This window comes from Porticoccus sp. (assembly GCF_041592135.1).
Taxonomy (GTDB): domain Bacteria; phylum Pseudomonadota; class Gammaproteobacteria; order Pseudomonadales; family Porticoccaceae; genus Porticoccus.
The window spans coordinates 1-12,929 of record NZ_JBFHQR010000002.1; the positions used below are offsets into that span (position 1 = coordinate 1).

Below are 12,929 nucleotides of genomic sequence, written 5' to 3' on the forward strand. Positions count from 1 at the left end.
AAATACAGGCTACCGGTGACAACAAGGGCGCCACCGATAGCGCAGAGAGTAAGCCAGATCAGCGCGCGAGCGATTTTGAAAATTGGTTTTGTCATGGTGGGGCCGTTTTGAAATCAGCGTGATATTATAGAGTCAATGGAACAGCGATACACTACTTGCAAACTTGGGGAAAATAGTTAAAGTTCTCTGTTAGTAGCTTTGCGTAACCTTGGGAAAAGAAAACAAAAATGGGAATTTTCAGTTTTCTAGACCAGCAACCCAAATGTTTATTGGGCCTGGATATAAGCTCTTCTGCTGTGAAGTTGCTGGAAATCAGCCGGAGCGGTAGTCGCTTCAAGGTAGAAAGTTATCTGGTAAGGCCGCTGCCGCCAAACACCGTTGTTGAGAAAAATATCAATAACGTCGAAGCGCTGGCAGAGACAATTCGCAAGGTGGTATCACAAGCCAAGGCCAAGGCTCGCGATGCCGCGGTAGCCGTGTCTGGATCGTCGGTGATTACCAAGGTGATCGAGATGCCGGCTGATCTCAATGAGCAGGCCCTGGAAACCCAGATAGCCCTGGAGGCCGATCAATATATCCCCTACCCCCTCGATGAAGTCGCCCTGGATTTCGAAGTCATCGGTCCCTCACAGAACAACCCTGAGCAGGTGGACGTGCTCCTTGCGGCTTGCCGTCGGGAGAATGTCGACTCCAGAGCCGAGGCGCTGGAGGCGGCTGGTTTAAATCCAAGGGTGGTCGATGTAGAGGTGTTCGCGGTAGAGCGGGCCTTCGAGTTGCTGGCGACGCAATTGGAGGAATTGGGCGAGCAGGTTGTCGCCATTGCCGATGTCGGCGCGACGATGTTGACCCTCAGTGTGCTGGTCAATGGCAAAACGGTGTATACCCGCGAACAACTGTTTGGCGGCAAACAGGTGACAGAGGAAATCCAGCGTCGCTACGGCCTGTCTCTGGAGGAAGCCGGTCAGGCAAAGAAGCAGGGCGGATTGCCGGAGGATTATGTCACCGAAGTGCTTGAACCTTTCAAGGATGCACTCGTCCAGCAGATTTCCCGTTCCCTGCAATTTTTCTTTTCCTCGAGCCAGTATAACTACATCGACCAGTTGATTCTGGCGGGAGGGGTTGCTGCCATGGAGGGGTTGCGGGACGAGATAGAGGAAAAGCTGGGTCTGCCAACCATGGTTGCCAATCCTTTTGCGGACATGGAAGTGTCTGGAAAAGTGAATGCGGTTGCCTTGAGTAACGATGCGCCAGCCATGTTGATAGCGGCAGGTTTGGCTTTGAGGGGGCTGGAATAAGATGGCCAAGATTAACCTCCTTCCATGGCGTGAGGCCCATCGTGCCGAAAAGAAAAAGGAATTCATCACCCTGATTTGCGTGGTGTTGGTGGCGGCGGTTGTGGTGTCCTTTGGCTGGGATCGCGTGGTGAATGCCCAGATTGCCAATCAGGAGAGCCGAAACCAGTTTCTTAAGAGCGAAATTGCCAAACTCGACAAGCAGGTAGCGGAGATCAAGGAGCTGAAAAAACGCCGTCAGGACTAGCTGGACCGGATGCAGGTGATTCAGGAGTTGCAGGGTAACAGGCCCGAAATCGTTAAGCTCTATGACGAATTTGTCCGAGCTGTTCCCGACGGTGTGTATTTCACCCAAATGACATTGAAGGGTAAGCAAATTTCTCTGGTGGGTTATGCCGAGTCGAATAATCGCGTCTCGGCGCTGATGCGTCGGCTGGATGCGTCCTACAAGTTTGCGGAGCCGAATCTGACCAAGGTGCAGGCGGATCCCATATTGGGTGAGGACGGTAGCCGTTTTGAGATGCGGGTCAAGGTCATCACGGCACCGGTGGAAACTGAATCCCCTGCCAAGGCTGAAGGAGAAGCATGATGGCCCTGAGCGATTCCATTCAGCAGTTAAAAGATTTCGATTTTTCAGAGCTGGATTTTGAAACCATTGGTGTATGGCCCTTTCCCGTCCGGGCGATTTTGCTGGTGCTGGTTTTCTGTGCTGTTTTGGGAGGAGCCTACTACTTTCATGTGAAGGACCTGGGGGTGGAGCTGGAAAGAGTTCGGGGGCAGGAGGTCAATCTCAAGCAGACGTTTGAACAAAAGGCCTTTCAGGCGGCTAACCTGGATGCCTATAGAACGCAGATGGTCGAGATGGAGAAGCTCTTTGGCGCCCTGCTTGCCCAATTACCCAGTGATACGGAGGTGCCGGGGCTACTGGAGGATATTACCGAGATTGGCAATGGTGCCAGCCTAAATATCGTCAGTATCACCCTGCAACCGGAACGCGCGGCGGAGTTTTACGTGGAGCTGCCGATCAAGATTGTCGCTCAGGGGGGGTACCATGATGTTGGTGCCTTTGTCAGCGGGGTGGCCGGTTTGCCACGCATTGTGACATTGCACGATTACAGCTTGTCGTCGAGAGGAAATGGCGGTCTTCTGACGCTTGAAGTTGAAGCAAAAACGTACCGCTACAAGACGCAGGAAGACTAAAAAATGGCCAAGTACTTCGGTTTGTTTTTTGGGGTCGTCAGCTGTGTCCTTGCTTCGGGATGCGCTGGTGATGGGGAACACCAGGATCTTCAGAACTTTATGAGGGAGGTCAAGGCGCGCCCGGCGGGTGAAATAGAGCCGATCCCGACATTTCGCGCCTATAAGAACTTTCGATATGGCGCGATTGCCATGCGCAGCCCCTTCGAAGCGCCGCTGTTGATTGGCGCTGGTGAAAAAGTTGCTGGCAAGAATACGGTGGCTGCTCCGGATGAGTCTCGCAAACGGGAATATTTGGAAGGCTTTAATTTTGCCGCGCTGTCCATGGTTGGTATTTTGTCAAAAGATGGACAGATCTGGTCGTTGCTCGATGACGGCAGTGGCGGCATTCACCGCGTCACGGTGGGTAACTACCTGGGTAAAAACCATGGCCGCATTGCGGGAATCAGTGAGTCCAGGGTTGACGTGATAGAGATAGTTCCCGATGGGAAGGGCAGTTGGGTCGAGCGTCCACGGACCCTGGCTCTAAGAGAGAAGGACTAATCGATGTTTGGGGAATCTGAGATGAAAGGGTGTCTGAAAAAGAGTGTGTTGATGCTGGTTGGGTGCCTTGTCTCCCTGGGGCTGTCAACACAGGTATTGGCTCAGGTGACGCTGGAAGATATCAGTTTTGCGACGCTGCCCGGCGACAGGTTCGAGGTCAAGATGTCTTTCTCTGCAGCCCCTCCTGCCCCGGAGGGCTATACCATTGATAATCCCGCGCGGATTGTGCTGGATTTGCCGGGGGTCACCAGTAGTCTGGAAAGAAAGCACGCACTCTCTTTTGAAAATGCACGCAGTGCCGTGCTCCTGGCGACGGCCGATCGCACCCGCCTGATCCTCAATATGCAGCAGATGGCGCCCTATGAGACCCATGTTTCCGGTAATGTGCTGACGATGGTGGTTGGCGCTGGTGAAGGGGTGATCAGGACTGAGGCCTCATCCGCCATGGTTGGCTCAAAAGCCAGTGCCAAGACGTTTGGAGATCAGTCGTTCAGTATCAAGTCAGTCGATTTTCGACGCGGTGAAAAAGGTGAAGGGCTGGTGGTGATCGGCCTGTCAGACCCTTCTGTCAGTGTTGATATTTCCCATGTCGGCGGTGCTATTAAGCTCAATTTCTTCCGCACAGGGCTTCCTGGCGCGCTGGATCGTCGTCTGGACGTGATGGATTTTGCGACACCTGTAAAAGAGGTTGACGCCAGTTCCGATGGCTCGACCACGACCGTGTTGGTGAATGCCATTGGTGAATATGATTACATGGCCTATCAGGCGGATGATCAATATATCGTCAGCGTCAAGCCGCTCACTGAGGATGAGGTTGAGCAGAAGAAATCGCGGTTTGCCTATGTGGGTGACAAGCTGTCGCTCAACTTCCAGGACATTGAAGTCAGGTCTGTGTTACAGCTGATAGCGGACTTTACGGAATTGAACCTGGTGGCCAGTGACACCGTCGCTGGTAGCATTACCCTGCGTCTTGAAAATGTGCCCTGGGATCAGGCGCTGGATATTGTGTTGAAAGCCAAAGGCTTGGACAAGCGCCAAGAGGGTAACGTGCTGATGGTGGCTCCTGCAGCCGAAATTGCCGAGCGCGAGCGCTTGCAGGTCGAGGCCAACAAACAATTGCAAGAGCTGGCGCCCCTGCGCACTGAATTTATCCGGGTTAAATACGCAGATGCGCGTCAGTTGTATGAGCTGTTTGACGTGCGCCGCGGTGGCGGTGGCAGTGGCGGTCGGAATGCCACAGATAGCATGCTGTCTGAGCGGGGGGCGGCCATTGTCGACGACCGGACCAATACCATTATCCTGACGGATACTGAAGATAAGATTAGTGAGTTCATGAAGCTGATTGACCAAATTGATATACCGGTCAGGCAGGTTCTGATCGAAGCGCGGATTGTTATTGCCAACACCGATTTCAGAAAGGAAATTGGGGCCCGACTTGGTCTACAGGGCGCCCGGACGCCGGACAGCTCCGATTTTGGCTTTGGTGGCTCCCTGGAAAACTTCGCTGATCCAAACAACCCTATCAGCATTTTTAATGGTGGAACTGGAACCATCCTCGTCAATGATGCTGGGTTAGGTGTAGATCTTGGTGTTAACAATCCCAATGGTAGTTTTGCCCTTGAATTGCTGACCCAGAACACCTTCCTAGATCTGGAATTGAGTGCCCTGGAGAATGAGGGCACTGGTGAAATCGTTTCTCAGCCCAAAGTACTGACCGGTGACAAGCAGAAGGCTTCGATCAAAACGGGTACCGAGATTCCCTATCAAAATGCCACATCCAGTGGTGCGACCTCTGTCCAGTTTAAAGAGGCGGTGCTGAAACTGGAGGTAACACCCCAGATTACCCCCGATGGCCGCATCATCATGGACATTAACGTAAACCAGGACTCTGTGGGGGATTTTGCAGTTAATGGTGAACCGGCGATCGATGTGACACAGGTAGAAACCAAAGCCATAGTGGGCGATGGTCAGACACTGGTATTGGGCGGACTCTTCCAGATGCAGACAGTAGATACACAGGAAAAAGTGCCTTTCTTCGGGGATATTCCCTATCTGGGAAGGCTGTTCCGCAAAGACCTTAACGATATGCAAAAGCGGGAAATCCTGATCTTTATTACCCCCAAAATCCTTAATGAAGCCCTCCTTGATTAATGACGAAACCTAACAATGTCTTTCTTGTCGGCCCTATGGGGGCCGGCAAGACAACCATCGGTCGTCTTTTGGCCAAAAATCTTTCTCTGAAATTTGTTGATCTCGATGCCGAAATAGAAAAGCGTTGTGGGGCGGACATCCCATGGATTTTTGATGTGGAAGGCGAGCCCGGTTTCCGGAAAAGAGAAAGCCTGCTGCTGGAGGAGCTCACGGGCTCTGAAGGAATCCTCCTTGCGACAGGTGGTGGCGCCGTCATCGATCCGGGCAATCGGCGATTTCTGAAAGAGCGCGGCTGTGTTGTCTACCTCTGTGCCTCGGCCACACAGTTGCTGGAAAGAACCTCCCACGACCGGTCGCGGCCTCTGCTGCAAGTGGATGACCCGCTGGCGGTACTGACGAGGCTGATGGCTGAACGAGATCCGCTCTACCGAGAAGTGGCGGACCTGATCGTCGAGACGGAAAGAAAGAAACCCCAGGTTGTGGCCGAGTCAGTGGCGAGGGAAGTTCGCCAGTATCAAGCCTAATGTGATAAATTCGCCCCCCTTTGTTTCCGGGAATTTTTTGCTGTGTCTACTTGTATCACACTGACTGTCGATTTGGGCGAGCGGAGCTATCCCATTCTTATCGGTGCCGGTCTGCTGAAAACGCCGGGATTGCTTGTGCCCTATATCAGCGGTTCGCAGGTGTTGGTGGTGACCAATGAAACCATTGCCCCACTGTATCTTGAACAGTTAACGGCAGCGTTGCCGGCGCATCAGGTAGATACGGTTATTCTGCCGGATGGTGAAAAATACAAAAACCTCGATACGCTGAATCTCATATTCGATCGTCTGTTGGAACAACGGCATAACCGCACCACTACTCTAATTGCCCTGGGTGGCGGTGTCGTGGGCGATATGACGGGATTTGCGGCGGCCTGTTATCAGCGCGGTGTCAATTTTATCCAGGTTCCTACCACATTGTTGGCGCAGGTGGACTCTTCGGTGGGCGGTAAGACCGCCGTCAATCACCCGAAGGGCAAGAATATGATCGGCGCGTTTTACCAGCCCCAGTGTGTCATTGCTGATACGACGACGCTGGATACGTTGCCGGACAGGGAGTATCGCTCTGGGCTGGCCGAAGTGGTGAAATATGGCCTGATTGCCGATGCCGATTTTTTTAACTGGCTCGAGCTCAATGCCGATGCCTTGATGGCGCGTCAACCCGAAGCCCTGGCTACGGCTGTCCGGCGATCCTGTGAGAACAAGGCGCGGATCGTCAGTCAGGACGAACGGGAGGGTGGGATCAGGGCTATCCTGAATTTGGGGCACAGCTTCGGGCACGCAATTGAAACTGCCCAGTCCTATTGCGACTGGTTGCATGGCGAAGCGGTGGCAGCGGGTATGGTGATGGCGGCAGAACTGTCCCGATTGCTGGGTTGGCTCAGCCTTGCAGACAGGCAGCGCATTGAGCGGTTGCTGGCCAAATGCCAGTTGCCCACTTGGGCGCCCGACAATATCGACGCCAAGACGTTTATAGCATTGATGGCAGTGGACAAGAAGGTCCTGGATGGCACGTTGCGCCTGGTGCTGCTGAAATCCCTGGGTCATGCTGTGGTGACCTCCGATTTTGATACAGATTGCCTTTCCAGGTTGCTGTCGAGTAAAGAATGAACCAAAATCGAGTCCTAAGTCTGTAGTTGGTCGGCAGCAGGACTTCTTTTTCCTCCCCGAGAAGTTTGTGGCGTCGGCCCCAGCCATGTAAAATGTCTCTCCTTTTGTGTCCGGGCGTTCTATCTCTCTGCCTTGGCTATGTAACCAGCTGTTTTTACTTGTATTCTGTCTAGAGTTTTATTATGTCGACAGGCCTCTATCGGTTAGATGAATTTAAAGATAACTGTGGCTTCGGTTTGATTGCCCATACCAAAGGGCAAGCCAGCCACCGTATTCTGGAAACTGCCATTGAGTCGTTAACCTGTATGACCCACCGCGGCGGTATTGCTGCGGATGGGAAAACGGGTGATGGCTGTGGTTTGTTGATGCAAAAACCCGATGGGTTTATGCGTCAGATAGCGAAAGAGCTTTTTTCTGCAGAGTTGCCCCCACTCTACGCAGTGGGTTCGATCATGTTGAGCCAGGACGGCGAGTTGCGGGAGCAGTCCAGAAAGCTTCTGGCTGAGGCGCTGCAGCACGAAGGGCTCGAGATAGTCGGTTGGCGTGAAGTCCCTACCGATAACGCCTGTCTGGGTGAAATTGCACTGCGTTCCCTGCCGGTATTTGAACAGGTGTATGTGACGGCTGGTCAGCTGGATGAGCAGCGGTTCAATGCACGGCTGTTCATTGCCAAGCGCAAAGCCGAGAAAGCGCTTTCTGCAGACCCCTCTTTCTATATCGCCAGCTTGTCACCCAATGTGCTCTGTTACAAAGGGTTGATGATGCCGGTGGATTTGCCCAAATTTTACCGGGATCTCGATGACCCTCGTCTGGAAACGGCTATTTGCGTTTTTCACCAGCGATTTTCCACCAACACCATGCCGCGCTGGCCCTTGGCGCAACCGTTCCGGATGCTCGCACACAATGGTGAAATCAACACCATTACCGGTAACCGCAACTGGTCGGTAGCGAGAACGCCGAAATTTGAGACCCCACTATTGCCCGACCTGCTCGAGGTTGCACCGTTGGTCAATCGCACCGGTTCCGACTCGTCGAGCCTGGATAACATGCTGGAAGTGTTGGTGGCGGGTGGTATGGACCTCCACAAGGCCGTGCGCATGCTGGTGCCGCCGGCCTGGCATAACACCCAGGATTACGGTCCGAATGAACGAGCCTACTTCGAGTATATCTCCATGCACATGGAGCCCTGGGATGGTCCGGCTGGCCTGGTAATCACCGATGGTCGCTACGCCGTTTGTACCCTGGACCGCAATGGTTTGCGCCCTTCCCGTTGGGTGCTGACGGATGATGACATCATTACCGTCGCTTCCGAAGTGGGTGTTTACAAGTATCAACCGGAGAATGTGGTTGCCAAGGGCCGTCTCGGACCGGGTGATATTCTCTCCATCGATACATTGACCGGCAGCATACTGAATGCTGAGGATGTCGATCGCCAGCTGGCCTCGGGCAACCCCTATCAGAAGTGGTTGCGCGATGGCAGCGTCAAGGTCATGTCCACCATGGAGCAGGATAGCATCGAGGTGGAAGGTGCCCTGAGCCGCGATGAGGTTCGCCGCTACATGAAATTGTTCCTGGCTAGCCAGGAAGAGCGCGACCAGGTGATGCGACCCCTGGCGGAAGGTGGTCAGGAAGCCGTGGGTTCCATGGGTGATGATACGCCCATGGCGGTGCTGTCCGCCAAGCATCGCACCCTCTACGATTATTTTCGGCAGCAGTTTGCCCAAGTGACCAACCCTCCCATCGACCCGTTGCGCGAATCGCTGGTCATGTCATTGGCCACACAGCTGGGCCGTGAAGAGTGCCTGTTCTCGGAAACCCCCGGTCACGGCAAGCGGGTCAACCTGAACAGCCCGGTGTTGTCGCCCCGCAAATACTACGCCCTCAAAAATGTTGAGCAGGCGGACTATCCGGTCAGGAAGTTCGGGGTCAATTATGACCCCCAACAGAACAGCCTCCAGGAGGCGATTCAGAATCTGTGCCTGGAAGTTGAACAAGCCGTCAAAGACGGTGTGGTCTTCTGCATTCTGTCCGATTCGGATATCGCCCCGAATAGGCTGCCTATCCAGATGTTGATGGCGGTGGGTGCCGTACATCACCACCTGATAGCCGTGGGCGAACGCTGCAACGCCAATATTATCGCGAGTACGGCATCAGCCCGTGATTCTCACCAGATTGCCACCCTGATAGGCTATGGCGCATCAGCCGTTTACCCGTACTTGAGCTACCACATTCTCTCTGATCTGGTTCAGTCAGGTGAGGTGCTGTGCGATCTCGGCACCGCCTTTAAGAACTACCGCAAAGGGATTAACAAAGGGCTGTTGAAGATACTCTCCAAGATGGGCATCTCTACCATTGGCTCATACCGTGGCGCCCAGCTTTATGAAATCATCGGGCTGGCTTCGGACGTGGTGGCAACCTGTTTTGCCGAGACGCCGAGTCGCATCGAGGGCGCCGGTTTTGCCGAGCTGCAGCGCGACCAGCAATTGCTCTCGGCGGAGGCGTGGAGTGAACGCAAGCCGATCAATCCCGGCGGTTTGCTGAAGTATGTCCACGGCCAGGAATATCATGCCTTTAACCCGGATGTGGTGCAGGCATTGCATCGTTCTGTACAGAATAACGATTATGCGGCCTGGCACGACTATGCCGGCTTGGTCAATAACAGACCGGTAGCGACTCTGCGCGATTTGCTCAAGCTGAGGAGTGACGTTGCGCCGGTGCCGCTGGCTGACGTTGAGCCGATAGAGCAGATCATCAAGCGTTTCGATTCCGCCGGGATGTCCCTGGGGGCACTGTCGCCGGAAGCTCACGAGGCGCTGGCAGAGGCCATGAACAGCCTCGGCGGTCGCTCCAATTCCGGTGAGGGCGGCGAAGACCCCGCCCGTTATGGCACTATCAAGGTTTCCAAGATCAAGCAGGTGGCATCCGGTCGCTTTGGGGTCACGCCGCACTATCTGTCCAGCGCGGAAGTCATCCAGATCAAAGTGGCCCAGGGCGCCAAGCCCGGTGAAGGTGGTCAGCTGCCCGGCGGCAAGGTCAACGACCTGATTGCCCGGCTGCGTTATTCCGTTCCCGGTGTGACACTGATTTCGCCGCCCCCCCACCACGACATCTATTCCATCGAGGACCTGGCCCAGCTGATCTTCGACCTCAAGCAGGTCAATCCCGAGGCGTTGGTGTCCGTAAAACTGGTGTCCCGTCCCGGTGTCGGCACCATCGCCGCCGGTGTGGCCAAGGCCTATGCGGATCTGATCACCATCTCCGGTTATGACGGCGGTACCGCGGCGAGCCCGCTGACCTCAATCCGCTACGCCGGCTCACCCTGGGAGTTGGGCCTGGCGGAAACCCACCAGACCCTGCGCGCCAATGACTTGCGCGACAAGGTTCGCGTGCAGACCGATGGCGGTTTAAAAACCGGTCTGGATGTGGTCAAGGCGGCCATTCTGGGTGCAGAAAGCTTCGGCTTCGGTACCGCGCCGATGGTGGCCCTCGGTTGTAAATACCTGCGCATCTGCCACCTCAACAACTGTGCAACGGGTGTGGCCACACAGGATAAATTGCTGCGGGATGAGTACTACCGCGGCACGGTTGACATGGCGCGCAATTTCTTCCGTTTCATGGCGGAAGAGACTCGCGAGTGGATGGCGCGCCTGGGTGTTAGAACCCTGGGTGAGCTGGTCGGCCGGGTGGATCTGCTGGAAGTGCTGTCGGGCACAACGGACAAGCATAAAAAACTCGACCTCTCGCCCATTGTCTATACCGATGAGCTGCTGAAGAGCAAGCCGCAAACCTGCCAGGTGGCGAGAAATGTGCCGTTTGACAAGGGCGGGCTGGCCGAGCAGATGGTGGCGGATACTTTGCCCGCCATCGAAGCAAAACGCGGTGGTGAGTTCAGTTATTCCATCAGCAACTGTGACCGCTCGATTGGTGCCCGGTTGTCTGGTGAAATTGCCAAGCGCTATGGCAACCAGGGTATGGCTGAGGCTCCGGTTAAACTGATCCTGCGCGGCGTTGCCGGCCAATCTCTGGGCGTGTGGAACGCCGGTGGCCTGGATATCCACTTGGTCGGGGATGCCAACGACTACGTCGGCAAAGGCATGGCGGGCGGCAAGATTGTGATTGCCCCGCCGGAAAACAGTCAATATGCCTCCAACGCTGCGCCCATTGTTGGCAATACCTGCCTATACGGTGCCACCGGCGGCAAGCTATTTGCCGCTGGCCGTGCCGGTGAGCGTTTCGCGGTGAGGAATTCCGGCGCGCTGGCAGTGGTCGAAGGCGCCGGTCACCACTGTTGTGAATACATGACCGGTGGTGTAGTGGTGGTATTGGGCTCTACCGGTTACAACTTCGGTGCAGGTATGACCGGCGGTTTTGCCTATGTGCTCGATGAGGAGAAAAACTTTGTCGATCGCTACAACATGGAGCTGGTGGATATTCAGCGCATTACCAGTGAAGCCACAGAAGCCTACCGACACAATCTGGAAAGCGTCATCCAGGAGTTTGTCCGGGAAACGGGCAGTGCCTGGGGGCAGAAGATCCTCGATGACTTTGAGCACTATGTAAGCAGGTTCTGGTTGGTCAAGCCAAAAGCGGCAAGCCTGCAGAGCTTGCTCGAGCACACCCGTGCAGAACCACAGTGAATGGCAGATGGCGCAACTGAGTAAAGGTTTGCATTTATGACCCAAAGGCTGAACAACAATTTTCAATTTGTCCAGGTTAGTCGCGAGGAACCCCGCAAGAAGGGGCATCTCAGCCGTACCCGTGCATTTGTTGAAATTTATGAACCTTATGAGCAAAAACAGGCGTCCAGCCAGGCGCACCGTTGTCTGGAGTGCGGCAATCCCTATTGTGAGTGGAAGTGCCCGGTCCACAACTACATTCCCAACTGGCTGAAGTTGCTCTCTGAAGGAAATATTCTCGAAGCGGCTGAGCTCAGTCACCAGACCAATACACTGCCTGAAGTATGTGGTCGGGTCTGTCCACAGGATCGCCTCTGTGAAGGTGCTTGTACGCTGAACGAGGACTTCGGTGCGGTCACCATTGGCAGTGCCGAAAAATATATTACCGATACCGCGTTCGCCATGGGCTGGCGACCGGATATGTCCCGGGTTAAATGGACTGAAAAACGGGTCGCTATTATCGGTGCAGGTCCGGCGGGTCTCGGTTGTGCGGATGTGCTGGTGCGCAATGGCGTCAAGCCAGTGGTCTTTGATCGCTATCCCGAGATTGGTGGTCTGCTGACGTTCGGTATCCCGGAATTCAAGCTGGAAAAGTCCGTGATGCAGAACCGCCGCAAGGTCTTCGAGGCGATGGGTGTCGAGTTCCGCCTCAATACCGATGTCGGCGTCGATGTGCAGATGCCCCAGTTACTGGAAGAGTTTGATGCGGTCTTTCTGGGTATGGGTACCTATACCTACATGAAAGGTGGATTCTCCGGCGAAGATCTTCAGGGTGTGCACGATGCCCTGCCGTTTTTGGTAGCCAATGTGAATCGCAACATGGGCTGGGAAAAGGATCCCGCCGATTTCATCAGTGTCGCGGGCCAGCGTGTCGTGGTGCTCGGCGGCGGTGATACCGCCATGGACTGTAACCGAACCTCCATTCGCCAGGGTGCTGACGCCGTGGTCTGTGCCTACCGGCGCGACGAAGAAAATATGCCTGGCTCCCGCCGCGAAGTGCAAAATGCCAAGGAAGAGGGCGTGCAGTTCCTGTTCAATCGCCAGCCCATCGAAATCGTCGGCAATGGTCGGGTGGAAGGTGTCAAGGTGGTGACCACCGAATTGGGTGAGCCCGATGAAAGGGGCCGCCGTCGCCCTGTGCCGATTGCCGGCAGTGAGGAAATCCTGCCCGCCGATGTGGTATTGATCGCCTTCGGTTTCCAGCCCAGTCCCGCTCCCTGGCTGAGCGATATCGGCGTTGAACTCAACAGCTGGCAGGGTGTGGTGGCGCCGGAAGAGCAGCCGTTCAAGTTCCAGACCAGCAACCCCAAAGTCTTTGCCGGTGGGGACATGGTGCGCGGTTCAGACCTGGTGGTGACCGCCATCTGGGAAGGTCGTCAGGCGGGTGAAGGTATCCTCGACTACCTGCAGGTATAGGA

10 protein-coding genes are annotated in these 12,929 nt (G+C 55.0%); all 10 read left to right on the forward strand.

Annotation, left to right across the window (positions count from 1 at the left end; translation table 11 throughout):
- The first annotated feature begins 227 nt into the window (after positions 1 to 227).
- Positions 228 to 1,295, forward strand: coding sequence for a pilus assembly protein PilM (locus tag ABY948_RS00285; RefSeq protein ID WP_461480494.1), 1,068 nt, complete (start codon positions 228 to 230; stop codon positions 1,293 to 1,295).
- 1 nt (position 1,296) lies between these two features.
- Positions 1,297 to 1,539 carry a PilN domain-containing protein gene (locus tag ABY948_RS00290; protein ID WP_461480495.1) on the forward strand — a complete coding sequence of 81 codons (243 nt, stop codon included), beginning with the start codon at positions 1,297 to 1,299 and terminating at the stop codon, positions 1,537 to 1,539.
- Between the two features lie 9 nt (positions 1,540 to 1,548).
- Positions 1,549 to 1,881 carry a PilN domain-containing protein gene (locus ABY948_RS00295; RefSeq protein WP_461480496.1) on the forward strand — a complete coding sequence of 111 codons (333 nt, stop codon included), beginning with the start codon at positions 1,549 to 1,551 and terminating at the stop codon, positions 1,879 to 1,881.
- A complete protein-coding gene (locus ABY948_RS00300) occupies positions 1,881 to 2,492 on the forward strand; it encodes a type IV pilus inner membrane component PilO (RefSeq protein ID WP_461480497.1) in 612 nt (203 codons plus the stop codon). The genes ABY948_RS00295 and ABY948_RS00300 overlap by 1 nt, the downstream gene beginning before the upstream one ends.
- Before the next feature lie 3 nt (positions 2,493 to 2,495).
- Positions 2,496 to 3,032 carry a pilus assembly protein PilP gene (locus ABY948_RS00305; protein WP_461480498.1) on the forward strand — a complete coding sequence of 179 codons (537 nt, stop codon included), beginning with the start codon at positions 2,496 to 2,498 and terminating at the stop codon, positions 3,030 to 3,032.
- Positions 3,033 to 3,035: 3 nt separating this feature from the next.
- Positions 3,036 to 5,183, forward strand: coding sequence for a type IV pilus secretin PilQ (gene pilQ, locus ABY948_RS00310; RefSeq protein WP_461480499.1), 2,148 nt, complete (start codon positions 3,036 to 3,038; stop codon positions 5,181 to 5,183).
- A complete protein-coding gene (gene aroK, locus ABY948_RS00315; RefSeq protein WP_461480500.1) occupies positions 5,183 to 5,707 on the forward strand; it encodes a shikimate kinase AroK in 525 nt (174 codons plus the stop codon). The genes pilQ and aroK overlap by 1 nt, the downstream gene beginning before the upstream one ends.
- Before the next feature lie 42 nt (positions 5,708 to 5,749).
- The gene (gene aroB / locus ABY948_RS00320; protein ID WP_461480501.1) at positions 5,750 to 6,835 is read left to right on the forward strand and encodes a 3-dehydroquinate synthase; all 1,086 of its coding nucleotides are present in this window, start codon (positions 5,750 to 5,752) and stop codon (positions 6,833 to 6,835) included.
- 182 nt (positions 6,836 to 7,017) lie between these two features.
- Positions 7,018 to 11,472: a glutamate synthase large subunit gene (gltB, locus tag ABY948_RS00325; RefSeq protein WP_461480502.1), complete on the forward strand. Its 4,455-nt coding sequence runs from the start codon at positions 7,018 to 7,020 to the stop codon at positions 11,470 to 11,472.
- A 36-nt stretch (positions 11,473 to 11,508) separates the two neighbouring features.
- Positions 11,509 to 12,927, forward strand: coding sequence for an FAD-dependent oxidoreductase (locus tag ABY948_RS00330; RefSeq protein WP_461480503.1), 1,419 nt, complete (start codon positions 11,509 to 11,511; stop codon positions 12,925 to 12,927).
- The last annotated feature ends 2 nt before the right edge of the window (positions 12,928 to 12,929 follow it).